The following is a 23296-nucleotide window of genomic DNA, read 5'->3' as shown; positions in this document are numbered from 1 at the left end:
CGCCAGATACCGCTGTCCGATCCCTCTATTGCCGTCGCAGGAGCATGATAAAGAGGCGGGCTGCACGGCGACAGCCTTGGGCACAGGGAAGTAACCGAGCGGCGCTGTTGGAAAGCGCTGAGCCAGTTCGTTAACCAGCAAAAGGCCAGACCGGCGGCCAGTCGGTTGCGACCACTGCTGAGGGTGTGTGTCGCGCGTTGCCCTAAAGAGGCCGCCTGCTAGGGGTGCCGATCACGACGATGCCCTGAACTGCCGGGGCGTCACCTAGGGGAGGGGGAGTCACCCCTTTGGGTTCGGCGGCGCCAACTGGGGTCAGCGCCATAGCGGAGATTTTCACGATTGTCGCGTCCATCGGACGCACGGACATCTTGCTAGGGCGAACGTCAAGCGCCAGTGAACGCGCTCGGGTCGACCCGTGCGCGAGGGCTACCCAACTTGGATGGCGGCAAGCGCGTCTTTGGTTGAGAGAGGGCAGCCATAGTGCCACCCTTGGCCAATAGCCTCTGGAGCAATCCGGTAGAGCAGCAAATCTTGCGCCTCTGATTCGACGCCTTCTGCGATGACATCCAGCCCAAGCTCACGTGCGATGCGATACATCCCTGGCAAAACGGGCCGCAGGGGGGAGTCCTCGTTGATAGCGGCCACGAACATGCGATCGATCTTGATTCCTCGAAACGGCGATTGGGCGAGGCGGGAGAAGTTGGCGCTGCCGGTCCCGAAGTCGTCGATCAAGAACCGGTATCCCAGAACAGAGAGGGCCTGCATGTTGCTCTTTGCGGCAGCGGACACGAGTTCTTCCCGCTCGGTGATCTCGATGCGAATTTGCTCTGGCAACACGCCAAAATCGTTGGTGACGCTGCCGATGTAGCGAACGACGCACTCTTGGGCCATGTCCACGGGCTCGGCATTGATGCTTACGTAGAGGTTCCTATGCTCCCTCAGCGCGGGGGCGAGATCATTCATGGCACGGGCCAGCACGTATCGAAAAAGATCAGGACTCAGGCCGAATCGGTGGGCGATGGGCACGAAGATGGCCGGCGGGATTTCATCGTCTCCCGGCGGGCGCCAGCGGCTGAGCGCTTCAAATCCCACGAGCTCCCGCGTGCCAATTCGACGCAGTGGCTGGTAGGCCAGTTCGATCTCGCTGCGCTTCAGTGCAAGCACCAACCGTTGCTGGATGGTTTGCCGAGCCGTGATTTGGTGTTTGATCAGCAAGAACGCGAGCAAAAGCCCTACCGAGGCACCCGCTGCCAGGATGGTGGTGAGCAACGCCGAGGGCAGTTCGGACACCACGTGCCTAGGGCTGGTAACGAACGCGCAAACGTCGGCCACCCGGCTGCAATGTTGAGCTTGGACGAGAGACGGGCTGCCGACGCGGCTGGTCGGGGACAAGGTGCGGAATGTAAACGATCGGTCCTTCGTTTCGATGCTGATGGAGCTGCTGCGCGCAGGGTCCAAGCTCTCGAAGGCAGACGGGGAGGACACGGTGAACGTGTCGCCTTGGGCGATCAGATTGGACCCGGTGTAGGGGGAGCCAACGAGATCCGACGCGTGCCAAAGCCGGACAGCGCCGCTGGAGAAGCGTGGGGCGGGGAGGGTGTAGGGGCGCGAGCGCCCCCAGAGAGCGCTGCAGACAAGGCGTCCGTCTCGGATGCGACCGATGTCGCTCATGTAGATGGAGCGGAACGCGATCTCCTTTAGTGAGTCGATGTCGGTGTCGGAGCAAGGCGGCTGTCCGATGCGAGAGGCTTGTTCGGCCGCTACGCGCCGGTCACGAGATATGGCCTCCGCGCGCGTCACCGCGGCTTCCGCCACTGCCTCCGCCCCTTCCTTGTCACGCACGTAGAGGATGGCTTGGGCGACCGCGAGCATCGCCAAGAGGCACACCGCCGTGGCTCCTATTACGGTCGAGACGTAGCGACGCCGATTTTCTCGAACGCTCAAAGCAACCCCCGATCTGAAACGCGCCATCGCTTCGCTTGGCTTCTCGCCTCATTTACCTTGTTACAGGTTTATCGGCAAGCTTTCCATGAACTTCAGCCCCAGCTCCACTGGCTTGCAAGCCTCGATCGAACAACCATGCATCTGCGTCTGAACTGTACAGCAATAGGCCGTGAGCCCGGCGATCGCCAGCATTGACACCTGCGGCGTCTGTTACGAAGATCAATACGGTTGCACGGATGGCGCAAGCGGGCACTTGGTAGCGCCTAGGCTTGCGAGAGCACGCCTGCGCTCTCCGTCAGACACGCCATGCCCTTGTGCTATGGTGCAAGGTGCGGACGGGACGGCTGTCGGCAGCGTCGGGTGGGCGATGGCGCTTTCTGTGCGGTCATGGGCGCGCTAGGTTGCTCTTTGATCAGCCAAGCGAGGAAGGCAAGGCGGTCCGGGAGAATTTCAGGTCGAACGCCCAAGCGCAAATTGCACTCGAATTCGTCGAAGTAAGCCATTCCAGCCGAGAACTCCGCGTTGTTCGGTCGCATCGATTTGGCACTGGCGATTGGATCATCCACGGTCCCGCAGCAACACGCCTTCAGCATCTCCATCAGCTGGGACTTACCCAGCTTGGTGAGTCCAAACTGGGCTGGCTTGCCCGGCTGGAACCAGACCAGGTCTTGATCACACAACGCCGTCAGCCTCGCTGGCGAGGGACGAAACCCCTGGGCAGCCATGCACAGGTCTGCGAACTGATCAAGATGAGCGGTCATAGCAGTGGTCGTCTTTGCTCATGAAAGGCCTTTTTTCACTGTGATCCCCTGCGATCGAAGGCGCAAGCCTCTATGCGTTCAGCGTTGGCCGAGGCTTCGACCGTCTTTAGGGGCGGCGGCGGCCCTCAAACCGCTCGAGCGCTCCCTTGCTGGCGCACCCGTCCAGGGAGCCCCGAGGTGGGACCGGGAAGCCCATTGGCCGATGATCGCCAAGGTTCGGCCGGCAGGTTCATGCTCAACGCCCTGCCAGTCAACGGGGTGGTCGCGCTCCGCCTCCCGGAGCCCAAAGACGCCTGAACCCCACGGGGCCCTTCGGGGTCCCTTTCATTTCCTAAGAGAGAACGCCCGTGACGACCATCAACGCCCAGTGGTGCACCGCCTTCAACGCCGCTCTGCAAGCGCACTTCGCCCTCCCCATCCAGAACGCGGGGCTCACCGACACCGAGTTGTCCCGCTACAGCGACCTGCAGCCCAAAGAGGCTGCCCTCACCTTTGGCGAAGACCACGATCTGGAGCGCGTGGATCGCGGGTGGTTTGGCTAGCCGCTTTGGCTGCCATGCCATGCCAGACAAACGCCACTGGGACCAACTCGGCTCGGGCAGACTGTGAGGGGTGTCACGCAATCGGTAAACTGTGCCCGCGCCAAGGTAGGCGCTATCAGGGGCACAATGAAAAAGTTCGTTCTTCCTCTCGGCATCTTGCTGCTGTCAGGCTGCGCCACGTTTGCGCCAGCGCCGCCGCGGCAGGTGGCTTTGACCACCACTTTCGATCCCAGCGAAGTTGCTTGGTTCTCTGAGAAAGGCACTGGCGCCATCAACGGCCAAGCCTTCTTCCAAACCCGGGGTGGTCAGCCCAGAACCTGCGCGGGGTTGGAAGTCTCCTTGCAGCCCAAGTCCGGCTATGGTCGCGAGCGCCTGCTCGCGCTTTACGGCAGTGCCGAGAGCGGGTATACCACCGTGGGTTCGGCCAACGTGCAGTTCATCCCTGACAGCGCCGATTACAAGCAGGCGCGTAAGACATCGGTTTGCGACGCCCAAGGCAATTTCAGTTTTACTGGGCTGCCTGCAGGAGAATATTTCCTGACCACCGGCATCATGTGGTCCGTTCCCGGTCAAGAGTTCATGCCTCCGCAGGGTGGGCTTTTGATGCAAAGCGTCAAGCTCTCGGATGGGGAATCCACGCGAGTCATCATGACCCGTTGAGGTTGGCCGCCGCAAAAACACCACGCCTTCAGCCGGCAGGTGAGTGAAGTGGACTGAGTGGGGGGGGCATTGCGTGCCCCCCGAGACAGTCAGCCAAGAAAGTTGGATGCTCGGTCGCGCCCTTGCCCAAGGGCATTGAATTGTTGAGTCAACGCCTGCAGCCCCTGCTGCAAGGTCGTGTTGTAGGTGAGCGTCTGGTGGCCGGCATGGGCGTCGGCCATTCCCGCGAGAGCCATGTTCCAAGCGACAGGCAGTAGTTGGGGGCTCGGGTGGCTGGCAATGATCGTTCGCAGCCCATACTCCAACGCCTTGAGATATCCGCGATGGGCTTCCAGATCGACTTCGCAGGCATCCAATCGCGCTGCCAGGTCTTCTAGGGTTTGGGCCATGATCGGGCTCGACAGGGGGGAGATGAGGCCCGATAGTGGCAGAAAGCCGCCAGACTTTTGCGATGAGCATCCTCAACGTTCTGCTGAGTGCCAACCAGCTGGTTGTGACCGTGGACACATGGGCCGAAAACGCGCACAGCGGACAAGCTTCGGCGGGAGCCAAACTGCTCCTCATTCCCCAGCACCAACTGTTGCTGGCGACCCGTGGGTCAGCCCAGTTCTTCCTTCGCATCTACCAACTGTGCCTGGAGGCAAGTTTTCGGGCCGATTTCACGATGGAGCAACTGAGTGCTGAGCTCGGGCTCGTGATCGATCAGCTTTGGCCCAACTACATGAAGGCCGTTGCCGAGGCTGGGTTGCCGGCGGAACACTGCACCACGGAGTTGGTCTTGGGTGGTTGGTCGCCCAAGAACGGCCGGATGATGGCCACGGCCTATGCCAAGCACGACTTGACCGTTCCAGCGGTTGTCCAGCCCATAGGAGGACAGCTGGCGTCGCCCGGCGATCCGCTCAGGGAGCGGCCGCCCAGCATGGCCACCCAGGAGCTGCTGGTGGCAGCGCAGCTCCAGGCTCGATACCTCAACGCCAGCATGAGGCGGACCGTCGCCGGCGGACGGTTGCTATTGGGCTTTTTGAAGCCTGGCCAGGCGGTGGTCAAAGACTTGGGCCCGATTTAGCCCTGCCAATTTCGTCAGTCGAACCGTTCAAAGCAATGCCCCAGTCGAGCGCCGGCTGACGGGCAAGTGCAGCCGCGCCTGCAGCGTGATCGGGCTTTTCTCCCAATTTTTAGCTTTAGTCAAAATAACCCCCTTGTGGGTTTCGCGTGTCGGTGTATCCCAAACGTATGACGTTCGCGATGCGTGCGTCTGACACCGACCAACGAAACGAAAGGGGGGAACATGTTCATTGGATTCAGACTGACGAAGCGGCTTGTCGTCAACGCCGTGGTTGTCCTGGTGCTGGCGCGATTGCTGTTTATGGGCATGGACGGCTTGGACCGGTTTTCCGACACGTGGAACCGCACCTTTGGGGCGAGCATGCCCAACGCCAGCGGGTTGCGCGGCGCCGTCAACGGCGCACGCCAGGTTTTCCCGTCTGGGTTGGACGAGTATGCGCGCCAGGCCGAACGGGACGCGGCCCAAAGCACCTCGCTGTTGGACGTGTTTGCCAGCGTGTTCGGACGCGTGAAAAACGAGGAGGTCATGTTGCCCTCCACCATCAATTCCGCTGGAGGGGAGGGCTCGATCTATGACCGCTATGACCATTGATTTTGAGTGGCTGTCCATCCTCTCCGGGTGGTCCTTGCTCAACGACAGCGCGGCGCTGCTGCGCACCCCCGGCCAACGCTGGGCGGGCTTGGAGGGATTGCTCATCGGCTACGGCCTCATCGCTGGACAGTGGTTCGTCCTGGCCACCATGGCAGGGGCGCTGGCATGACCACCGTGGGCGCGGTGTTGGCCGCCGTCCTGGCTGCAGCGTTCCTGGCCACCGTGTTGGGCCTGGCTGGCATCTTCTGGGTCAATGCACGGCACGCCAGCGGGGCGCTTCGTGTGCGTTACCGCTTGCGTGCCCAAATCCTGGCTGGGCTAGTGCTGGCGTGGGTGCTCACCCTGGCGAGGCTGTCCACGTGAGCCGGCCACCTTACGTGCAGATGGCCGTCCGCGTGCCACAGGAGCTGAAAGACCGGCTGGAACAGGCGGCAGCCCGGGAGGGGCTGCATGTCAGCGAGATGGTTCGCTTGTTGCTTTGCGAGGGATTGGCGCGCCGTGCGGCGATCAACGGGCAGGGGTCTTCACGATCCGGTGGTTTCGCAGCGGCCGAATAAAGTTGGCCGGTGTGGACTTGTCCAACGGTTGGGCGCGCACTTGGTATTGCCCGCTCTCGCACAAGCGCAACAGCTCAGCTTCGTCGTGGATCTCGCGCTGGCCATCCTTGGTGTTGCCCATTTTGGCCACCCGGAACGCCACGTTTCCCGTGTCTCGGTCCCTCATCCGCACCGCGACGATCACCCTTCCATCGTGGCGAACCAGGTGGAAGGCTCGGGCAAAACGGTCGCCGTTGGACGCCCTAGCTGGTGAAATCGGGTCAGGCGGCGTGGCACGCTGGATCGGTGCCGGTGCCGGGCGAGGCGGAGCTGAAAGGGGCTGCGCTGGGGCCTTGTGACCCAACGCTTGGCGCGCCAGCTGCTTCTTGCGGCCCGGTTCGGTGGCGGTGTCACCGTCGATCCAGGCTTGAAAGGTCCCGTTGGCCGGGCTGGGGTGCGACGCAAACACCCATGTCCGGCCTTGGGCGCTGAAGGCTACCTCGTTGATTTCTTGGAAGTCGTTGAATTGCTGGCGCATGAGCGCCTTGACCCCCTTCATGTAGGCATCGGTGGTCCCCAACAAGACCACGCGCTCCACACTGTCAGGCAACGGGTCCAGGTGGCGTGCCACGCATGTTTTCATGGCTTCCAAAGGCAACGACGAACGCATGGCCTTGGGCATGATGGTGCCACTGCTGACCAGCTTGCCGTTGTCCATCACCGACAACCCGCAGCGCACCAAGGAGGCGGCGCCCATGTGGCGGCTTTCGGCGGTCAGGGCGTCGTTGATCGTTTGCCCACCCAGATCGATCCCAAGCTCGTGCAATACAGCTGCGAGGCGAGGGCGCATAGCACCCGCGAAGGCGACCCCATCGAAGCTCCCGTGTTGGGCGGCGGCAATTTGGGTGGCCCCCTTGGAAAACCCCAGGACCAAGGTTTTAGGGACGCTGGTTCCCCAGTAGCCGGGATTGGCACGGAGGTGCCAGCCTCCCTCCACACGCACATCAAGTCCTGGTGCATGGCATGCGCGGCACGCCTGCCAGCCATGGTGAGTTGTCATGGGGCCTCCGCAGGATCCTTGAAGGCCCATACAGTTAAAGCACGTGCGAGCGGTATGCAAGAGCTTTTTGTCGGCTAAATGTGGCGGAAAAATGGGATGGCATGGGATGGCGTGCAATAGCTGCGTGGCAGCACGGTGTGGAGTAGCCTGACACCATCATACGAAGGTCAATGGCATGGATGATCCGGCTGAGTTGAACATGGAAGCGTGGCCGGCTGAGGTGGCCTTCGTGCCCTACGTCGGCCGCGGCTACTGGAAGGGAGTTGAAGGGCGCCGCGTCTTGCTACTGGGCGAGTCCCACTACCGGGAGGCTGGGTGGACCGACGACCCCGTTATCACTCGTCCATTCACCCGCGAGACGTTCGGCGACATGGAGACTTGCAAGAGGACAGGTGGTGGCAAGTTCTTTGATGAGCTGGATCGCCTGCTGACTGGTCAAAGCAGCCCAAATGTTGTGGATGCCGCCCACGCCTGGCAGCACGTCGCATTTTGCAACTTGTCCCAGCGCTTTGCCGGCAAGAGAGCTGGACACCGTCCGTCAGGAACCGACTTCAGTCAAGGCGGGAAGTTGTTGGTAGAGGTGATCCTCCCTCTGCTCCGGCCAGAGGTGATTCTGGTGCTCGGCCGCACCGCTTGGCGAATGTTCGATCACGGGAAGCGGTCGGACCAGCCTACCTTCCAGGCTCGCCATGCCAACTCCGAGGGCAGGAGGCGGCGCTATCTGGAGGAGCGCCACGTATGGTCTCTCGATTATGGCAACGGGGGGGGCGTGGATGACTTGGGTCTACCATCCATCTTGGAACGTAGATTGCTGGGAAGATCGTGCCGCAGCTCTGAGGCATCTTTTGAAATACGCGAATGAAGGGCAAAGGATATGACGCACAATTCGTTGAAGGATGCGATCCGCGATGCGCTGGAGCCGCGTGCTGCCACGCGGCAGCCCACGGCGTTGGACATCGCACAGGAGGCCAGAGAGGCCAAGGCCAGCCTGGAATCGAACATGTCCTGCATGGCCCGCATCACTGTTCCCGCCGGCAGCGAGCGTCACCGGGCGGCTTTCCAACTGTTGAGGGCCTCGATGGACTACGGGCGTGCGTTGCTGTTCCTGTTGGAAACCCATCCCATCGATCTTCCAGCGGTGGCCTTGGCAATGCACCGCTCCCAGATTGAGCAATTCCTGCGGGCGGTGTTTGTCCAGTTCCTTGCCGACGACGAACAGCTGGCGGACTTTCTCCAGGAAGATCGGGGCCCTCGAAGGAAAAACGAGAAAGGAAAGTGGGTGGCTATTGCCCTCAAAGACCTGGCCGCGGACGTGGAGCAGGCCATTGCACGCATCGGGCAGGACGATGAGCCTCAGAAGCTGGCTCGGACGGTGACCAATTCGTGGGACCCTCTTTGCGGGCTGGTCCATGGCGGGAAGGCCATTCGGGTGATGTATCAAGATCCCAATGGACAGATCGGGGCGCACGTGCCGGCAGCCATTCTGTTTCAGACCACCGTCAACGCGGTGGCCACCACCAACTTGTGCGTCATTGCAGCACTGACGGCGGTTGGGGTTGGGGCCTTTGAGGAAAGCCCCGTTGTTGAGCAGTGCGCCAGCGGGATGTTGCACTACATGCAACGGAGGAAAGCCCGCATGGAAGAGCTGGCCTGGCCGCCTTAAAGGACCGGACGCGTATTGTCGTGCCGCTCTGTATCCCCACCAACGATCGCTGGCGGGGAGAGTTGCAATCGGAGGTCTGCGAATCCTCGGTTTAGGCGGCGTGCCTTCTGGCCAAGGGATTCCCAGGTTGAGTCTGCGGCGTCGGATGGAGGCTTTTCGTTGAGGATCAGCTGGGCCGATGCCTTGAATCTCTCAAGAAGTGCTGCTTCATGCCCCGGTGGGTCCAGTTCAACGCGGTTGCGGGCCTCCGCTGCGTTGAGCTCCAGCATGTTCAGTTCGATCAGTGTGGCCATGGCAATGGCGGACCGGGTGGGCTCCGTCCTATTGCGGCGGCAGAGGTGGGTGATCCATGTCCACATGGGGTCGATTCGTCCTTGTTCGCCGATGCCCTAATCCTTGACGGGCGGTAACAGTTGCTCGATGAGTGCGTTGCGCTTCTTCGCCGGCAGCTCACCCAAAACGCCCAGCAGTTCGGCAAAACGTTCCTGCTGGGCCACGCTCTGCTCGCCCAAAGCCAAGATCGCATCGGCCATCGCTGGGCTGGTCGCCAAGAGATAGGCCGGGGGCACCTCCAAGGCCTGGGCCAGCTCGAAGAGGGCTTCCAGGCTGATCGACATGCCCTCGGATTCATACCGAGAGATGCGGGCCGACGCAGCGTCCTTGTCCATCCCCATCCGCACTCCGACCTCGCGTTGGCTAAAGCCCCGCAGGACGCGGGCTTGGCGCAAACGCGCGGCAACCACGGCTCGGGGAGCGGGCGGGGCGGCAGTCACGGGCTGAACGGATGCAATGCAGGCATGCGGACAGGATGACCCAGAGGCTACGCCCCGGGTAGACTCTACGTGCCACGTAAGTTGGCCGCAAGATCCCAAATCTATTGGTGGGAACAGGGGGTTCCATGAAGAGGGTCAGAAGAACCGTGCTGATCGGGGCGTTTGCCCTGACTGCAGCGGCTGGAGCGCAGGCACAATCGAGGGCCGGATCGGACCTGCTTCGCCACATCGGCCGAGCCATCCAAGGCACGCCGAAGGTGGTCAGCGATAGGTCGCGGAGCCCTTACCTTGAGCCGCCTGGGACCTACTGGGACCTGGATCAGGAAGGCTTGGAAGGGGTTCAACACCTGCGGGCCGGAGTGACGGCTGTCGGAGGCGGGGGCGTGGACACCTGCGACATGCAGCTGCTGGCAATGGCCCATTCGGCCTATCGGATCGACGCCGACAAGCGCCAGTGGTGCCTGAGGCAATGGTGGCTGATGGACACGAAGGCCCACGGCGCCAACGGTGTCTCGGGCAATGATCCGGCTGCCATCGAGCGCCGTTATGGCCCGGCCTTCGACGCGCGCCTGCAGCGCTTCAAGGCCATCCGACGGTTTGCGATTCGTCCCACGTTCCAAGCGCTGGGCGATGTCGCCTATCGGGCCGACCGTGGCGTGCTGGAAGGATTCATCCCGATGCCTCAGGTGTCCGCGGCGGGACAAAGCGTCACCGGCAAGGGCTTTGTGCCGTGGGTTCACCGCACCTCCACGGGGGTGTCCAGCCCACCCAACGCCGGCCGCTTCCATCTGCTCATCCGAATGGACGCCCAAGAGGCCGCGAACTTGGCGCGACAAGGTCGCAGCTACCGCGACGATTTGGTGGTGTTCTCCGTCAACCGGGTCTGGGTGGAGGGAACGGTGCCAAAGATGGACGTGACGATAGAGAGGGTTCGGCTCGGATACCGCGATGAAACGATCGACGTTGATTTGACCCATACGCAAGGAGCTCCGGCATGAAAGCAACCCTCGTTTCCCTCGGCCTGATCACCGCAGGGTTGGCTGCCTGCAGCAGCAAAGCTGATCTTCCCACCATCGAACAAGTCGCCCACGCTTACGAGGCGCATGCCAATGCCAACCTCTCCAGTGAAATGGGCCAACGAATCGAGGTCCGGGGTTGGAAAGACCTCACCGCGGATTGCACCTCAACTGGTCCCCAGCGTGCCACGTGCGTGACCGGTGGAACGTTGGACGTGGTCGGGTTCCAGGGCGGGCAGCAGTTGAAGCCCGATCCCGTCCCCGTGCCGCCGGCTTACGACTTCGTCTTTGAGAAGCAGCCCACCGGCTGGGTGCCGGCCGGAGCCCAGAAGAAGGGCTGACCTTGCCAAGGACCGGAATCGCGGTATGCATTGAGGAACACCACTTTAAGGAGGTCCCATGTCTTACAACGCTCACCACACCCCCGGCGGTCACATGCAGTGGGGCTTGTTGGCCCCCGCCACTGTGATCCTTGGGGGAGCGGGCTTGCTGTTTCTTGCCGGGGCCCAAGAGATCGGCCAGAACGAGGGCTACGGCTGGCAGGCCGGCCTGGCAGCCGCTGGTGGGGCAGCCGTGCTGCTCTTGCTGGCGATTCTCTACGTGTTGAACTGGCGAGCGGCCCGCGTGCGCGCGGCAAGGGCCAGCGGGCTCCCGGTTTCGCCGCCCAAAGGTGGCTTTGGAAAGGGCGCCCTGGTGGGCTTGCTCGTCGTCGTTGCCCTGCAGCTGGCCAGCGTTGCTGTGGGCCTGCTCTACCCGGGGTTGGAGGAGAGCGAGCGAAACTTCTTCACCTCCGTGCCCCCGATGGCTCTGACGGCGCTCATGCCGGTGGCCCTCATCGTCGGTGGCATCGCAGGCAAGCTTTGGCGCTCCACCAGCCTGTAAGATCAATCCATGTCCTTTGGGGCCCCCGCGAGGGGGCCTTTTTTTGGGTATCCGGAATCTGGTGTGGGTTCTGGCTCCTTGGGTCTTTGTAGCTATCACTTTCAAAGAATGGATTTTGGTGTTGGACGGCTGAGCGGATGTGCTAGAGTAAAAGTCGGATTTCAGTGTGGGTTCGCCCAAGGTGCTGAGTGACGGACTTTCTCCAGCTGCGAAGCCTGAAGACGCTTGAAATCCTGACCAGCGAGGACAGTTACGTCGTCAAGGCCGAAGGCGTCAATCAGTGGGTGACCTGCCCGCTGTGCAAGACCGGACGCCTGCATGGTCACGGCTCACAGGAACAGTCGTTTCAGGACACACCGACGCACGGCAAACCCGTCGTGATCTTCATCCAGCGCCGTCGCTATCGCTGTACAAGCTGCACCAAGACCTTGTTTGAGCCTGTGGCGGACCTTGATGGAAAACGCCAAGCCACGGCGCGTCTGGTGCGTTATATCCGCGACCAGTCCTTCTCCAAGACCTTTGCGGCCCTTGCCCGGGAAGTAGCCGTGGACGAAAAGACGGTCCGCCACGTCTTCGACGATTTCATCGAGGAGGTCGAGGCCAAGACCCAGTTCCGGACGCCGCGGGTGCTGGGTATCGACGAGCTCAAGATCATCGGCCAGTACCGGGCCATGATCACCAACGTCGAGCGCAAGACCGTGTTCGATATCCGCCCCAGCCGGGCCAAAGCCGAGTTGATGCCCTATTTCCGCGACCTGCGGGACAAGGACTCGGTCGAGTGGGTGGCGATGGACATGTACCACGTTTATCGGCAGGTGGTGCGCGCCACGCTGCCACAGGCCCGGATCGTGGTCGATCGATTCCATATCCAGCGCATGGCGAACGACGCGCTGGAGAAGCTGCGCAAGCGCATTCGCAAGGATTTGTCCACCCGGCAGCGCCTCAAACTCAAGGACGAGCGGTTCCTGCTGCTCAAGCGGCAGCACGACCTGACAGGGAGAGATATGGACCGGATGCGGGAATGGTTCCAACAGTTCCCGCTCCTAAGCGAAGCCCACGCGCTCAAGGAAGGATTTCTGTCGATCTGGGATCAGAAGACCCGCCCAGCAGCAGAAGCCGCCTGCGCGAAGTGGCAGGCCAATATTCCGACCGAATTGGCGGCCACGTTCAAGGACCTGACCACCGCCGTGCACAACTGGCACGACGAAATCTTCGCCTACTTCGAGCAGCCGATTACCAATGCCTATACTGAGTCAGTCAACCGAGTGGCCAAAGACATGAACCGCATGGGCAGGGGTTACAGCTTCGAGGTGCTTCGGGCGCGCATGCTCTACGACAAGAAGGCGCGCAAGGATGGCTCGGTTATCGAAACCGTGTTGGTCGATGACGACGACCCAATGACCACGGACTTCGTGTTCCAGCGGATGACCACGGCGGCAACGCGCAAGAAGAAGATCACGCGCGTGGTCGAGTACGGCCCCTATCTCCCGACGCTGGCGCGGCTACTCGAAGAGGGGTATTTCGAATAGTCCTCAGCCCATTGTGCAAGAGGCGGCGCTTCAGCCTGAATTTGTGATTCAGCCGATGAAGCATAGGTAAGAGGCCCAGCCACTACCCCGCGCAACAGGACAGTTGCTTTACGTCCTTGGTGAAGGTTTGTGCCGCGAGTTTCAGCCCCTCGACCATCGTCAGGTAGGGGAATAACTGGTCGGCCAACTCTCGCACCGTCATGCGGTTGCGAATCGCCAGTACTGCGGTTTGGATCAGCTCGCCTGCTTCCGGGGCTACCGCTTGCACGCCGATCAGTCGTCCCGAACCGGCCTCCGAAACCAGCTTGATGAAACCGCGCGTGTCGAAGTTGACCAGCGCCCGGGGCACGTTGTCGAGCGTCAGCGTGCGGCTGTCGGTCTCGATACCGTCGTGGTGCGCTTCGGCTTCGCTGTAGCCCACGGTGGCGACCTGCGGGTCGGTGAACACCACCGCCGGCATCGCCGTCAGATCCAGCGTCGCGTTGCCACCCGTCATGTTGATTGCAGCGCGGGTGCCGGCCGCCGCCGCGACGTAGACGAACTGCGGCTGGTCAGTGCAGTCGCCGGCGGCATAGATGTGCGGCACGGTAGTGCGCATCGCGTGGTCGATGGTGATGGCGCCTTGCGCATTGACCACCACACCGGCCGCGTCGAGGTTGAGCGTGCGGGTGTTTGGGGTGCGGCCGGTGGCGAACAACAGCCGGTCGGCATGCAGTTCGCCGCGTTCGGTGGTGAGCACGAATTCCCCATCCTCATAGGCGACCTGGCTGGCCTGGGTGTGGTCCAGCACTTCGATGCCTTCGGCGCGGAACACGGCCGTGATGGCCTCGCCAATGGCGGGGTCTTCGCGAAAGAACAGTGTGCTGCGCGCCAGCATGGTCACCTTGCTGCCCAGCCGGGCAAAGGCCTGCGCGAGTTCGACGGCCACCACCGACGAGCCGATCACGGCCAGCCGATCGGGGATCGTGTCGCTGGCCAGCGCTTCGGTCGACGTCCAGAAGGGCGTGTCTTTCAAGCCCGGGATCGGTGGAATCGCCGGACTGGCCCCGGTGGCGATGAGGCAGCGGTCGAAACTCACCTCGCGCATCCCGTCGTCAGCGGTTGCCACGGTCAGCGTGTGCGCATCCTTGAATCGGGCATCGCCGCGCAGCACGGTGATGGTCGGGGTGCTCGTCAGGATGCCTTCGTACTTGGCGTGGCGCAGTTCATCGACGCGCCCCTGCTGCTGAGCCAGCAAGCGCTTACGCAGAATCTTCGGCGAGGCGGCGGCAATGCCGTCATCGAACGGACTCTCGCGACGCAGATGCGCAATGTGGGCAGCGCGGATCATGATCTTGGACGGCACACATCCGACGTTGACGCAGGTGCCGCCGAGAGTGCTGCGCTCGATCAGCGTCACACGCGCCCCTTGCTCGACGGCCTTCAACGCCGCCGCCATCGCCGCGCCGCCGCTGCCGATCACGGCCACGTGCAGTGCAGCCTCATCGTCCTCGCGCTTTGGTTCGCCGCCCAGCCGCTCTTGTGCATTGTTCAGCAGGTCGCTGGGTTGCCCCGGCGCATCGGCAAGCTGCGCTCGGTAACCGAGTGCGGATACCGCCGCGACCAGCGAGGTCACGTCCGCGGCGGTACCTACGCTGGCCTCAATCTCGGCCCGGCGCTGTGGGTAGGACACTGAGGCCGAACGCACGCCGGGCACCTTTTCCAAGGTCTGCTTGACGTGCTCGGCGCACGACCCGCAGGTCATGCCATCGATGTGCAGCGTGATCGCCTCGGTCATGAGCGTGCGCTCAGTTCTTGACGGTAGACGGGTAGCCGGCGTTCTCGGTGGCTTTGGTCAACGCGGCCGGAGTGGTCTTGGCATCGTCGTAGGTTACCACCGCCTCCTTGGGCTCCCAGGTCACCTTGGCCTCGATGACGCCTTCGACCTTGGTCAGCGCCTTCTTGACCGTGATCGGACAGGTGGCGCAGGTCATGCTCGGCACCGACAGCGTGACGGTTTTGGTGGCGGCCCAGGCGGGAGCGCTGAGGGCAACGGTCAGAGCGAGCAATGCGACGAGTTTCTTCATGGCAATCTCCTTTCAGTAGAACAGGGGCATGAGGTAGGGGAACACGAGCGCGATCAGCACCAGGGCGGTGACGATCCAGAAGATCACCTTGTAGGCCGTCCGCACCTGGGGCACGGCGCATGCGTCGTCCGGCGCGCAGGCGCGAGCCGGCCGGAAGATGCGACGCCACGCGAAGAACAGCGCCACGAGCGCCACGCCAATGAAGATCGGCCGGTACGGTTCCAGCGCGGTCAAGTTGCCGATCCAGGCGCCGGAGAAACCCAGCGTGATCAGCACCAGCGGACCGAGGCAGCAGGTCGAGGCGAGGATGGCGGCGAGGCCACCGGCGGCCAGTGCACCGCGGCCGTTGCTGGGGTCTGCCATGTGAGGGATCTCCTTCCGAGACGTTGCGTGATGCGCTAAGGTTACTTCCGTAGTCAAGTACGGAGTCAAGCGCGATGGTGAACGATCCGCAAACACTGACCATCGGGGCTTTCGCCAAGGCCGCTGGGGTCAACGTGGAGACCATCCGGTTCTATCAGCGCAAGGGGTTATTGCCAGAACCAGGTCGGCCCGTCGGCAGTATTCGCCGCTACGGATCGGCGGACGTGGCGCGGGTGCGTTTCGTGAAATCCGCCCAGCGGCTGGGGTTCAACCTGGACGAAGTCGGCCAACTCCTACAGCTTGAGGACGGCACTCACTGCAGCGAAGCCGCCGAGCTGGCTGCGCTCCAGCTCACCGACGTGCGCACCAAGATGGCGGACCTGACGCGAATCGAAGCGGTGCTGTCACGGTTGGTCAACGAGTGCCATGCGCAGCGAGGCACTGTGTCGTGCCCGCTGATCGATTCTCTGCACGGGAGCTAGGCGCGTGGCTTAACCCGGTTTTCCGTTCCACTGCGCCTCAAACCCCAGTTCGAGCCGGGGGCAAGGTGACCTGCCACTGATTGTTTCCTTGCACCGACATGCGCCAGACAAAGCCCACACTGAAGGCTAAAAGCGCGTAAGCCTTGCGATACCAGAAACCTACCGAACGAGAGCTGTCAGACAAGAAGGGCTAGTGCGGTCTTCCCACACTAAAATCCGGATACCCCTTTTTTTGTGCCAAGAAAAGCTCAGTGCCGCCACCGGTCGCTTCGCGCCGGCTTCTGTAAAAGCGGGGGTAGGAAAAGAGCGGATGACGCCTTCGGCGCGATAAGTGATGTTAGGAAAAGCTGCGGCCTTAGCTCCGCAGTTTTTGATTTTAGTCAATATTTTGTCCACCAGAACCGTGGACAAATTTTCAGGGCGATCTACCTTGGATACATGGGAAGGCAATAGTGCCAACCGACAAACAAGGATCTCGCCATGAACCACACGATGCTCATCACAAACGACACCATCACCGTCAAGGAAGCTCACGAAGCTGCGCATGCCGCTGCCAGCACTTTGTTTGACCAGTTGTCTGGGTATACCTATTCGACCGGCGCGGCGGGCTATCCCGCGTTCCAGTCTTCCGCTGAAGACGCATTGCTGGCTTTCCTGCTGAACCGCAATTGGGCAGAGCTGGGACGCGAAGACGACGAGCTGCTGGCTGAGCAAACCGTCTCTGTCAATGTGCAGCGTCAAGAGGACGGGGAGCTCCTCTATGAAGTGGGGCTCGACATCGAAGGGTCGGATTACGGCACCAATTGCAAGGTCAAAGACCTGGCGACGCTGAACGAATGGTTCGATGAAGAATGGATCGACGTGGAGTGCGCGGAGTGAGACGTGCTGACAAAAGAATACTCGCGTAAGAACAACCAATGTCCTTTAAGGCCCCCGCCAGGGGGCTTTTTTTTTGAAAAAAACAAAGCCCAGAGCCACTGCCGGTCGCTTCGCGCCGGCTTCTGTAAAAGCGGGGGTGGGAAAGGAGCAGGTGACGCCTTCGGCGCGAGAAGTGATGTTAGGAAAAAGTGCGGCCTCAGTGTCGCAGTTTTTGCTTTTAGTCAAGATTTTGTCCGCTACAGTCGTGGACAAAACTCCAGTGCGATCTACCTTGAATTTGTGGATGGGCAATCGCGCCTTCCGAAAACCACCAAGGAAATCGACATGAAAATTCATCACCTCGTCAGCGACGGAAACCAAGCGGTCGCCATCACGCAATCGGCATCGAGTGGTGGTGGTTACGCGCACCCGGTGAAGCTCTCCGCCATTCGCTTCAACGTGCAAGACGCTGAAGCGGCGCTTGGCGAGCTCAACAAGTCTGGCCACCGTCACGAGAAGGCGTTCGAAGTGATCGAGCGTTGGGACGTCGATGCTCGCAACCAAGGGCCAAAGTCAAAGTTCGGTCGAACCCTTGCCGCCCTTGTGGACGAAGCGCAGGGCCACTTGAAGGGGCCGGTGATCTACGAAGCCAAAAGCATGCAGGAGGACACCGCGCGTGCGCTCAACGCCGCAGCGAAGCAAGCCAGGCTTTCGCAGGTCCTTCCTGCTACAGGTGGCCCGAGCATGATCATCGGTGGGGAAGTGTGGAACCCGCGCCAAGAGGCCCAGAGCCAAGCGCCAGCTCCGGCGGCGGCCCTGGAACCTCCCCGTCAGCGCGTGCGTCTGTGACCGCCGTCCAAGGAAAGAGAAGTGCTTAAACCCGTCCGTTCCCCAGACTTGGCCACCCTTCCGTCCTCCCGGGGCTACTCCCGTGATCTGGAGCGCTTGCAGGCGGCCGCCGCGCGCGTGCAGGTCACGCGAAACGAAGCCGTGCGCCAAGTGCTCGCCATGTATGCCGCCAAACCTTACCCACTGAGCAAGCGTCGGCTGGGTGGGGAACGGGACGTGCGGCTGGCCTACCTTCCGCTGCAGCGCAGCGTCTTGGAGGCGGTGGAGCAGGGCGCGGTGAACGCTGGGATTTCCACCGCAGAAGCGGTGCGCCAGATCATCCGAGACTACGTCCAAGGACATCTCATTCGGAACCAGGTTCGGGGCAGCCGCCATGGCTGACCGCCACCCACCACCGCCAGGAAGTCCGAGCGCTGAGCTGATTCACGCGTGCGTCGAGGGAAGCCTTTTCGGCGCTCTACAGGCCCTGCGGCAGGGCGCCAACCCCAACGCGTGGCGCCTCAACGAAGGTCCCGCGCTCCATTCCGCACTTGCCTGGCCCCGCATCGTCGAAGCCCTCCTGCAAGCTGGTGCGCACCCTCAAGAGAGGAACCACTGGTGCGAGCGCCCGCTGGAAAAGCTGGCGGCGGACTACCAGCTGAGCGACGACGCCGACGAGCGCAGCCGACTTGAACAGACGGCGTTGCTGCTGTTGCGGCTGGGCGGCAACCCTCACCGGGGCAGCCCGTTCTGGAACACGCCATCGCTGAAGGCGGCGATGCCGCACGTGGTGGCCACGGTGGAAGCCGAACAACGTGCTGTCCACCTGCAGCATGCATGGGCAGCCCGGGGAAGTGTCAGTGCAAAGCGGGCAAGGCTGTAGAGCCAACGGCCCAACGCCGCCACCGGTCGCTGCGCGCCGGCATCTGTAGAAGCAGCGGTGGAAAAGAGCAGGTGACGCCTTCGGCGCGAGAAGGGATGTTAGGAATAACTGCGGCCTTAGCTCCGCAGTTTTTACTTTTTGTCAAGATTCTGTCCACTACAACCGTGGACAAATTTCCAGGGCGGTCTACGTTGGGATCAGGAAGAACGCAACGCTCTACCCACCGACTGGAACCGCCGACATGACCCTTTCTCTTCTCGCCATCGCTGCCCCCATCGCCCTTCCTTTCAGCGTTAGGTTGGCCCAGCGCCTTGAACGCTGCATCGATCGTGCCCTTTGGGCGCACTGAGGGAAACGCCATGACCACGCGTGCCGCCCGCCACCGCTATTACGCATACGAGCGCCGCGATGGTTCTGTGTGTTACCTGCCAAAACTGTTGCACGAGGGGATTCAGCGCTACCCACGAACGATTGCGCACTACCACCTGGTGCAGTGGCTGGGAGTGTCCAAGTTGCTCAGCAAAGACGAATACAAGCAAATGGCGTGGCTGGGTTCACAGCGGGGCACGCTCCGAAACACCCATGATTCAGCGCAGGCTCGTCTCACCGGCTGACACCCAGGCAGGGCAAAATGGCTCCATGACCCACGCTGCCCCTCCATCCACCCTTCAGGCTCCGGCCTACGGCCTGCTGCTCGGCCACACCGAGTGCCATTTCTGCCACGCCCCGACCCCCACCGCCGCGATCTGGGTGCCCTCGCTCGAGGAGCACGACGACGAGGGTCTGGTGGATCAGGGGGAGGGTGCCGTGTTGCGCTACATCGAGCGTTTGGACGAGGACACTGTCGCTTTCGTGGCGGGCCACGCGCCCTGGCTTCGTTTCGCCACTACTCGAACGTCAGGGCAAACCTACCTGGCCCATCACTGCACCACCTGTGGGGCCCTTCAAGGGGACCACTTCGTGTTCTCGCCGGATGGTCCTTACTGGCCCCAGAGCGACGTCGAGCTTGCACGCCTGACGTTTGTCCAGGGCCTTGGCCCGCTCACCGCCCAAGCATCGGCAGGGCAGAGCACCTGGATGGACCGGGTCCCTCTGGCCTGCGCCCAGGCCTGACGGTATTCCCAAGTTCAACGCCGAATCGGTGTGCCGCCCGCGGCACCTCATTCAAGCCCTGTGCGCTGCGCGCGGCCCCAACGCCCGGCTTCTCCGGTCAAGGGCCATTCCAGGGCCCGTGTCCTCGCTTCGCTGCGGGCCGCGCCAGCCCTTCCATTTCCTCCCTTGACCGCGCCGAGCGGTGGGGCGGTGGGTTTCCCATTCCAAGACATCCGCACCGGATGCCCTGGACCGGGCCATTACTCACCAAGCGAGGAAACAACATGTTCGAGCCTTCCGACCTCATCCATTCCTACACCCGCGCCCAGGCGATCGAGGACGGCGTCTTAGTGGACGTGTCCGACGTGGCCAAAGAAGCCGGTTTCAAGTTGCCCGTGGCCATCACCCGCGCTGCGTGGGCACGCTACGTGGAAGTGCCCGCGGGACTGGAGGTGCGCGGCCAGTCGGTGGACGGCCGGCTCTGGGATGTGCTTTTTATGCTCCACGTCGCCATCAAGCGGCATCAGGGCAACGGTTCGGAGATCCACTACCAGCTCCACGTGGCTCTGTCCGACGCCGGCGACTGGTTGTCAAACGAAGCCCACCCGGAGGCCGGGTCTGGCCTGACGCGGTCGACCCATCGCCTTGTCACCTTGAAAGCACTGTGTGGGCCCGGGGACGCCCTGGAGCCGGTGGTCACCATCATGCTGCCCAACGAGGATTGAGAAGGGAGGGGGCAGGACATCGGCCCCCATCGTTTTCCCGTGCTGGTCCCGCCGCTACCATGGCGAGACGACAAGGGAGGAGTAGAGGATGGAAAAGTTCGATTGGTCGAAGGTGGAGTTTGCACGCACACCCTGGCGGAGCCGGGTTATCCCGGACGCGCTGCCCATCCTCATCCGGTGGGCGCAGGAGGGTGAAGCTCATTCCTACAGCGACCTGGCCCAAGAGCTGCACGACACCTTCGGACACGAGATCAAACCCCGCAAAGACCTCTACGGCACCGTCGCCGGGGGAGTGGCCCAGGCCCTGCAGTGGCTCAGCGAGCAGTGGAAGGAACCCATCCCGCCCCTCCACGCAATCGTCGTCAACAAGAACACGAAACACCCTGGCGAGGGGGCGATCACCATCTCGCCAGCTTACTTCGCGGGGAAGAAGCTGGACACCGAGGAAGAGCGCCGTGCGCACTTGCGAGAGGCGATGGAAGACGTTTTCACCTATCCCAATTGGGACCGGGTCGCCCGCGCTCTGGGAGCCACCATGCTGACCCCGTCCGCCGGGGCGGTTGAAGAGGTGGCAGCGGATGCGCCTCTTCCCCTTCCTAAAGTCCAGGAGGGGGGGCGGCCAGAGAGCGACGAGCACAAAGCGTTGAAGGCGTGGGTGGCCAGCCATCCCGAAGAGTTCGTGGACTTTGGGTACTTCCCCATGGGGAGCAACGAGAAGTTGTTGAGCTCGGGTGACCGACTGGACGCGCATTTCGATAACGGAAGACATCGCCTGGCGGTGGAAGTTAAAACCAGCAAGTGCTCGGAGGACGAACTCCAGCGAGGCGTCTATCAAGCGGTGAAATACCGCGCCGTTCTCCGGGCCGAGCAGAAGGCCATCCGCCACGTGCCCAACGGGGAGGCGGTGCTGGTGTCCACGCGCGCTCCGAACGCGGAAACCCGTGCGCTCATCAAGCGGCTGCAGGTGCGTTTCCAGCAGGTGCCGCTGGAGGCGGAGCAAGAATGAAGCCTGAGGAACTGGAACAACGTATTCGCCAAATCGATGGATTCGTTCGGGTGCTCACGCAGGAGTGCCACATCCTCGACGAGCGCCGGCACATTTTGTCCCCACTCATTCAAGACCCCGCGATCCAGGCAGGGCTCAAAGCCAAATTGGATAAGACCCCCGGCGCCAATGCGTGGAACCACTTGGCTCCGCTTCTTGGGCAAGACCTGGTGCGCGATCAGTCACGGCTTTTTCTGGACAACGATCTCAGGTCGGGTAGCCTGACCAACCTGTGGAGAAAGCTGCAAGCAGATCCAGCCATCAAGGAGCACTACCGGGAGCGCTACGGGCGCATGTTCGATCACTTCCACGACGAACCGATCAGTGACCTGCCGCCCGAAAGCTCGGCTGTTTTCCAGGAGAAGTTCAGACATAGCGATCGGGACGAAAATTACTCGCGCTTCGATAATGGCTGGGAAAAGGTCTCCAATGAAATGGTGATCCTTTCGGCTGATCCCGTGGCAGCGAAAATCAAGACCCTACGGGACAAGCACCACGCCCACCTGGAAATGCGCAAGCTGGACGAGGAGCCTGGCGCGTTTGACATCAACACGCTTGGGTTGACCTTCAATGAGGTCTTGGCTTTTGGCGATCGCTGTCAGGCCATCGTGGCAGAGCTGGGGCTGCTGCTGACCGGGACCAGCTGGGATCCACAGCAATACGCATCGGTTCACGAAGCCCAGGGCAAGGCGATGTGGAAAACCCTGGCTGGGGTTTGACTTCGAGGCACAACAGCGAAGAGCCCAGAAGCCGCCGCAGGTGGCCAAGCCACCTGCCTTCTGAAAAGCACGCTTGGTGCGAGGGCATTGCCTCCGGTCGGTTTTGGAGATCCGAAGCTTTGCCACTTCGAACGTGAGGGATGCCCCCCGCCTTCTTTGCCGTCAGGGGCATTTGAATTCAAAGCCCACCCAGTCGCTCGCTCCCAGGTCTTGCCAGTAGAACCGCGCGCCTGGACCCACGACGCTGCACGAGCAAGCCGCCGGCCAAACCGCGGTGCCTGGGTGGTTGACGAAGCCGTAACCTGGCATCGGAGTTAAGTTGGCGCGCAGCGCGTAGACACAGGCTTCCAAAGCCGGTGTTGGGCGGGTCACGCCAGGTGGCTCTGGCGTAAACGTGGGGGTGTCGTTCGTTTCGTATTGCCAGGTGCATGCCAACGAGGTGGCTTGAAGCTCGGCCAGGGTCCGGGGAGCGTTGCAGAAGATCGCCCAGCCGTAGTGCCCTCCGTCTCCCCACGAATGCCAAGATCGCCCGGTGTATTCGGGAAACGTCGGGGGTGGTGCGTTGGGTGTGCATGTATTGGCCTCGTTGCGACGAACCCCCGTCTCCGCCCAATTTGTCCAAGTGGTGAACGTCGGGCTGGGCAGCGACCACGTGGTGGCCGGGCAGTTGTAAGACCCCATCCTGGTCCGCCGCTGCTCGGCCTGCCACGTGTGCGATCCACTTTGGCCTGCCGGGCAAGCGGCACTCGCGGCGACCCACTGGGTTTCGGCTTGTGGGAAAGGTGCTGGGCAAGCCGCGCAGGTGGTGTTGGTTTGCGTCCAAGCGTCCCACGAACCGGTGCCCGTGCATGAGAAGGTCCGCCGCTGGCCGATCGAGCCAAACTGACCTGCAGGGCATCCCACGTTGCGGGTCTCGGGAGCAGGGCACGGAGTGCAGGTGCTGCTGGTCGTGGTCCAACTGCCGGCCGTCGTGGACCCAGCCCACGCCTCGTAAACACTCGGGTCGGTTCCGCAGTGGTGACGGCGGTGTTGGAACACCTGGCCCACCTGGCCCACTGGGCAGTTGATCGTTCGGTTCTCGCTCCACTCTCGGCACGGCATCGTGGTGCTGATCGGCGGCGGCGTGACCGGCGGTGAAGTGGGCGGAGCCGGAGGCGTCACGCTCACCGGGGGAGCGGGCGGCGTGACCGGTGGGGGCGTCGTGGGCGGAAC

The 23296-nt window shown here is 62.3% G+C and carries 30 protein-coding genes; 22 read left to right on the top strand and 8 right to left on the bottom strand.

Translation table 11 applies throughout. The annotated features are described in order from the left end of the window. Positions 1 to 426: 426 nt before the first annotated feature. Positions 427 to 1872 carry an EAL domain-containing protein gene (locus A7X97_RS17480; protein ID WP_235650041.1) on the bottom strand — a complete coding sequence of 482 codons (1446 nt, stop codon included), beginning with the start codon at positions 1870 to 1872 and terminating at the stop codon, positions 427 to 429. Between the two features lie 1180 nt (positions 1873 to 3052). Here A7X97_RS17480 and A7X97_RS17470 point away from each other — a divergent pair. Both A7X97_RS17470 and A7X97_RS17465 read left to right on the top strand, forming a co-directional pair. Beyond that, positions 3053 to 3247: a hypothetical protein gene (locus A7X97_RS17470; protein WP_061478933.1), complete on the top strand. Its 195-nt coding sequence runs from the start codon at positions 3053 to 3055 to the stop codon at positions 3245 to 3247. 126 nt (positions 3248 to 3373) lie between these two features. After that, complete coding sequence (locus tag A7X97_RS17465) at positions 3374 to 3907, top strand: hypothetical protein (RefSeq protein ID WP_061478932.1); 534 nt, start codon at positions 3374 to 3376, stop codon at positions 3905 to 3907. Between the two features lie 89 nt (positions 3908 to 3996). Here the strand turns inward: A7X97_RS17465 and A7X97_RS17460 are convergent, their stop codons facing one another. Then, positions 3997 to 4296 (bottom strand): hypothetical protein, encoded by a 300-nt coding sequence (locus tag A7X97_RS17460; protein WP_100443809.1) that lies wholly within the window; start codon positions 4294 to 4296, stop codon positions 3997 to 3999. 62 nt (positions 4297 to 4358) lie between these two features. Between A7X97_RS17460 and A7X97_RS17455 the strand changes: the two genes are divergently transcribed. The 4 genes from A7X97_RS17455 (at position 4359) to A7X97_RS17440 (ending at position 5927) form a co-directional block, all read left to right on the top strand. Further along, complete coding sequence (locus A7X97_RS17455) at positions 4359 to 4973, top strand: apurinic/apyrimidinic endonuclease family protein (RefSeq protein ID WP_111008259.1); 615 nt, start codon at positions 4359 to 4361, stop codon at positions 4971 to 4973. Between the two features lie 222 nt (positions 4974 to 5195). Continuing rightward, positions 5196 to 5564 (top strand): hypothetical protein, encoded by a 369-nt coding sequence (locus tag A7X97_RS17450; protein WP_061478930.1) that lies wholly within the window; start codon positions 5196 to 5198, stop codon positions 5562 to 5564. Next, entirely contained in the window at positions 5554 to 5733 is a 180-nt protein-coding gene (locus A7X97_RS17445) for a hypothetical protein (protein WP_046272123.1), read from the top strand. The genes A7X97_RS17450 and A7X97_RS17445 overlap by 11 nt, the downstream gene beginning before the upstream one ends. Next, positions 5730 to 5927 carry a hypothetical protein gene (locus tag A7X97_RS17440; RefSeq protein WP_046272122.1) on the top strand — a complete coding sequence of 66 codons (198 nt, stop codon included), beginning with the start codon at positions 5730 to 5732 and terminating at the stop codon, positions 5925 to 5927. The genes A7X97_RS17445 and A7X97_RS17440 overlap by 4 nt, the downstream gene beginning before the upstream one ends. Positions 5928 to 6071: 144 nt before the next feature. Here A7X97_RS17440 and A7X97_RS17430 read toward each other — a convergent pair whose 3' ends face one another. After that, positions 6072 to 6950, bottom strand: coding sequence for a hypothetical protein (locus tag A7X97_RS17430; RefSeq protein ID WP_146260258.1), 879 nt, complete (start codon positions 6948 to 6950; stop codon positions 6072 to 6074). A gap of 385 nt (positions 6951 to 7335) precedes the next feature. Between A7X97_RS17430 and A7X97_RS17425 the strand changes: the two genes are divergently transcribed. After that, positions 7336 to 8022, top strand: a complete 687-nt coding sequence (locus A7X97_RS17425) for a uracil-DNA glycosylase family protein (protein ID WP_235649996.1) — start codon at positions 7336 to 7338, stop codon at positions 8020 to 8022. Between the two features lie 12 nt (positions 8023 to 8034). Next, entirely contained in the window at positions 8035 to 8823 is a 789-nt protein-coding gene (locus tag A7X97_RS17420) for a DUF6988 family protein (protein ID WP_054172066.1), read from the top strand. On the opposite strand, the gene A7X97_RS17415 is transcribed toward A7X97_RS17420, so the two are convergent. Both A7X97_RS17415 and A7X97_RS17410 read right to left on the bottom strand, forming a co-directional pair. Then, positions 8820 to 9116, bottom strand: coding sequence for a hypothetical protein (locus A7X97_RS17415; RefSeq protein ID WP_143568383.1), 297 nt, complete (start codon positions 9114 to 9116; stop codon positions 8820 to 8822). The two genes, A7X97_RS17420 and A7X97_RS17415, sit on opposite strands and share 4 nt — an antisense overlap. 96 nt (positions 9117 to 9212) lie before the next feature. Next, positions 9213 to 9566 carry a helix-turn-helix domain-containing protein gene (locus tag A7X97_RS17410; RefSeq protein ID WP_082783312.1) on the bottom strand — a complete coding sequence of 118 codons (354 nt, stop codon included), beginning with the start codon at positions 9564 to 9566 and terminating at the stop codon, positions 9213 to 9215. A gap of 413 nt (positions 9567 to 9979) precedes the next feature. Between A7X97_RS17410 and A7X97_RS17405 the strand changes: the two genes are divergently transcribed. From A7X97_RS17405 to A7X97_RS17390, 4 genes are all read left to right on the top strand, one after another. Then, a complete protein-coding gene (locus A7X97_RS17405) occupies positions 9980 to 10594 on the top strand; it encodes a hypothetical protein (RefSeq protein ID WP_241776755.1) in 615 nt (204 codons plus the stop codon). Next, entirely contained in the window at positions 10591 to 10953 is a 363-nt protein-coding gene (locus tag A7X97_RS17400) for a hypothetical protein (RefSeq protein WP_061478925.1), read from the top strand. Before A7X97_RS17405 ends, A7X97_RS17400 begins: the two co-directional genes overlap by 4 nt. A gap of 58 nt (positions 10954 to 11011) precedes the next feature. After that, positions 11012 to 11494: a hypothetical protein gene (locus A7X97_RS17395; protein ID WP_061478924.1), complete on the top strand. Its 483-nt coding sequence runs from the start codon at positions 11012 to 11014 to the stop codon at positions 11492 to 11494. A 188-nt stretch (positions 11495 to 11682) separates the two neighbouring features. Beyond that, entirely contained in the window at positions 11683 to 13023 is a 1341-nt protein-coding gene (locus A7X97_RS17390; protein ID WP_019183731.1) for an ISL3-like element ISStma11 family transposase, read from the top strand. A gap of 82 nt (positions 13024 to 13105) precedes the next feature. On the opposite strand, the gene merA is transcribed toward A7X97_RS17390, so the two are convergent. From merA to merT, 3 genes are read right to left on the bottom strand one after another with little or no spacing between them, the layout of a single operon-like run. After that, a complete protein-coding gene (gene merA, locus A7X97_RS17385) occupies positions 13106 to 14800 on the bottom strand; it encodes a mercury(II) reductase (RefSeq protein WP_012480191.1) in 1695 nt (564 codons plus the stop codon). Positions 14801 to 14810: 10 nt separating this feature from the next. Continuing rightward, on the bottom strand, positions 14811 to 15089 hold the full coding sequence (gene merP, locus A7X97_RS17380) for a mercury resistance system periplasmic binding protein MerP (RefSeq protein ID WP_053506977.1): 279 nt from the start codon (positions 15087 to 15089) through the stop codon (positions 14811 to 14813). 12 nt (positions 15090 to 15101) lie between these two features. After that, the gene (merT, locus tag A7X97_RS17375) at positions 15102 to 15452 is read right to left on the bottom strand and encodes a mercuric ion transporter MerT (RefSeq protein WP_019183730.1); all 351 of its coding nucleotides are present in this window, start codon (positions 15450 to 15452) and stop codon (positions 15102 to 15104) included. 74 nt (positions 15453 to 15526) lie between these two features. Between merT and merR the strand changes: the two genes are divergently transcribed. The 10 genes from merR to A7X97_RS17325 all read left to right on the top strand — a co-directional run bounded on the left by merR (position 15527) and on the right by A7X97_RS17325 (position 22084). After that, positions 15527 to 15934 (top strand): mercury resistance transcriptional regulator MerR, encoded by a 408-nt coding sequence (gene merR / locus A7X97_RS17370; RefSeq protein ID WP_012480188.1) that lies wholly within the window; start codon positions 15527 to 15529, stop codon positions 15932 to 15934. A gap of 480 nt (positions 15935 to 16414) precedes the next feature. Beyond that, on the top strand, positions 16415 to 16813 hold the full coding sequence (locus tag A7X97_RS17365; protein ID WP_111008242.1) for a hypothetical protein: 399 nt from the start codon (positions 16415 to 16417) through the stop codon (positions 16811 to 16813). Between the two features lie 3 nt (positions 16814 to 16816). After that, positions 16817 to 17641, top strand: a complete 825-nt coding sequence (locus A7X97_RS21775; protein ID WP_125895663.1) for a hypothetical protein — start codon at positions 16817 to 16819, stop codon at positions 17639 to 17641. Between the two features lie 21 nt (positions 17642 to 17662). Then, positions 17663 to 18022: a hypothetical protein gene (locus A7X97_RS17355; protein ID WP_111008241.1), complete on the top strand. Its 360-nt coding sequence runs from the start codon at positions 17663 to 17665 to the stop codon at positions 18020 to 18022. Beyond that, complete coding sequence (locus A7X97_RS21770; protein ID WP_125895662.1) at positions 18015 to 18503, top strand: ankyrin repeat domain-containing protein; 489 nt, start codon at positions 18015 to 18017, stop codon at positions 18501 to 18503. The genes A7X97_RS17355 and A7X97_RS21770 overlap by 8 nt, the downstream gene beginning before the upstream one ends. Positions 18504 to 18862: 359 nt before the next feature. After that, a complete protein-coding gene (locus tag A7X97_RS17345) occupies positions 18863 to 19117 on the top strand; it encodes a hypothetical protein (RefSeq protein ID WP_061478920.1) in 255 nt (84 codons plus the stop codon). Between the two features lie 25 nt (positions 19118 to 19142). After that, positions 19143 to 19616 (top strand): hypothetical protein, encoded by a 474-nt coding sequence (locus tag A7X97_RS17340; RefSeq protein WP_061478919.1) that lies wholly within the window; start codon positions 19143 to 19145, stop codon positions 19614 to 19616. Between the two features lie 263 nt (positions 19617 to 19879). Beyond that, positions 19880 to 20320: a DUF6573 family protein gene (locus A7X97_RS17335; protein ID WP_044570520.1), complete on the top strand. Its 441-nt coding sequence runs from the start codon at positions 19880 to 19882 to the stop codon at positions 20318 to 20320. 88 nt (positions 20321 to 20408) lie between these two features. Beyond that, a complete protein-coding gene (locus A7X97_RS17330; protein WP_061478918.1) occupies positions 20409 to 21326 on the top strand; it encodes a hypothetical protein in 918 nt (305 codons plus the stop codon). Then, on the top strand, positions 21323 to 22084 hold the full coding sequence (locus tag A7X97_RS17325; RefSeq protein ID WP_111008240.1) for an AbiU2 domain-containing protein: 762 nt from the start codon (positions 21323 to 21325) through the stop codon (positions 22082 to 22084). The genes A7X97_RS17330 and A7X97_RS17325 overlap by 4 nt, the downstream gene beginning before the upstream one ends. Positions 22085 to 23296: the final 1212 nt, after the last annotated feature.

Origin of the sequence: Stenotrophomonas sepilia, from assembly GCF_003244875.1 — a bacterium.
Classification (GTDB): Bacteria; Pseudomonadota; Gammaproteobacteria; order Xanthomonadales; family Xanthomonadaceae; genus Stenotrophomonas; species Stenotrophomonas sepilia.
This window is presented reverse-complemented; position numbering and strand designations above follow the sequence as displayed.

What these genes read in the sequence shown, in the direction of transcription:
- A7X97_RS17420 (WP_054172066.1), top strand. Translation starts at nt 8,035, where the DNA reads ATGACGCACAATTCGTTGAAGGATGCGATCCGCGATGCGCTGGAGCCG.
- A7X97_RS17400 (WP_061478925.1), top strand. Translation starts at nt 10,591, where the DNA reads ATGAAAGCAACCCTCGTTTCCCTCGGCCTGATCACCGCAGGGTTGGCT.
- A7X97_RS21770 (WP_125895662.1), top strand. Translation starts at nt 18,015, where the DNA reads ATGGCTGACCGCCACCCACCACCGCCAGGAAGTCCGAGCGCTGAGCTG.
- A7X97_RS17365 (WP_111008242.1), top strand. Translation starts at nt 16,415, where the DNA reads ATGAACCACACGATGCTCATCACAAACGACACCATCACCGTCAAGGAA.
- A7X97_RS17440 (WP_046272122.1), top strand. Translation starts at nt 5,730, where the DNA reads ATGACCACCGTGGGCGCGGTGTTGGCCGCCGTCCTGGCTGCAGCGTTC.
- A7X97_RS17455 (WP_111008259.1), top strand. Translation starts at nt 4,359, where the DNA reads ATGAGCATCCTCAACGTTCTGCTGAGTGCCAACCAGCTGGTTGTGACC.
- A7X97_RS17460 (WP_100443809.1), bottom strand. Translation starts at nt 4,296, where the DNA reads ATGGCCCAAACCCTAGAAGACCTGGCAGCGCGATTGGATGCCTGCGAA.
- A7X97_RS17445 (WP_046272123.1), top strand. Translation starts at nt 5,554, where the DNA reads ATGACCATTGATTTTGAGTGGCTGTCCATCCTCTCCGGGTGGTCCTTG.
- merR (WP_012480188.1), top strand. Translation starts at nt 15,527, where the DNA reads ATGGTGAACGATCCGCAAACACTGACCATCGGGGCTTTCGCCAAGGCC.
- A7X97_RS17480 (WP_235650041.1), bottom strand. Translation starts at nt 1,872, where the DNA reads ATGCTCGCGGTCGCCCAAGCCATCCTCTACGTGCGTGACAAGGAAGGG.
- A7X97_RS17425 (WP_235649996.1), top strand. Translation starts at nt 7,336, where the DNA reads ATGGATGATCCGGCTGAGTTGAACATGGAAGCGTGGCCGGCTGAGGTG.
- A7X97_RS17340 (WP_061478919.1), top strand. Translation starts at nt 19,143, where the DNA reads ATGACCCACGCTGCCCCTCCATCCACCCTTCAGGCTCCGGCCTACGGC.
- A7X97_RS17335 (WP_044570520.1), top strand. Translation starts at nt 19,880, where the DNA reads ATGTTCGAGCCTTCCGACCTCATCCATTCCTACACCCGCGCCCAGGCG.
- A7X97_RS17345 (WP_061478920.1), top strand. Translation starts at nt 18,863, where the DNA reads ATGACCACGCGTGCCGCCCGCCACCGCTATTACGCATACGAGCGCCGC.
- A7X97_RS17325 (WP_111008240.1), top strand. Translation starts at nt 21,323, where the DNA reads ATGAAGCCTGAGGAACTGGAACAACGTATTCGCCAAATCGATGGATTC.
- A7X97_RS17395 (WP_061478924.1), top strand. Translation starts at nt 11,012, where the DNA reads ATGTCTTACAACGCTCACCACACCCCCGGCGGTCACATGCAGTGGGGC.
- A7X97_RS17330 (WP_061478918.1), top strand. Translation starts at nt 20,409, where the DNA reads ATGGAAAAGTTCGATTGGTCGAAGGTGGAGTTTGCACGCACACCCTGG.
- merT (WP_019183730.1), bottom strand. Translation starts at nt 15,452, where the DNA reads ATGGCAGACCCCAGCAACGGCCGCGGTGCACTGGCCGCCGGTGGCCTC.
- merP (WP_053506977.1), bottom strand. Translation starts at nt 15,089, where the DNA reads ATGAAGAAACTCGTCGCATTGCTCGCTCTGACCGTTGCCCTCAGCGCT.
- merA (WP_012480191.1), bottom strand. Translation starts at nt 14,800, where the DNA reads ATGACCGAGGCGATCACGCTGCACATCGATGGCATGACCTGCGGGTCG.
- A7X97_RS17450 (WP_061478930.1), top strand. Translation starts at nt 5,196, where the DNA reads ATGTTCATTGGATTCAGACTGACGAAGCGGCTTGTCGTCAACGCCGTG.
- A7X97_RS17415 (WP_143568383.1), bottom strand. Translation starts at nt 9,116, where the DNA reads ATGGCCACACTGATCGAACTGAACATGCTGGAGCTCAACGCAGCGGAG.
- A7X97_RS17430 (WP_146260258.1), bottom strand. Translation starts at nt 6,950, where the DNA reads ATGCGCCCTCGCCTCGCAGCTGTATTGCACGAGCTTGGGATCGATCTG.
- A7X97_RS17465 (WP_061478932.1), top strand. Translation starts at nt 3,374, where the DNA reads ATGAAAAAGTTCGTTCTTCCTCTCGGCATCTTGCTGCTGTCAGGCTGC.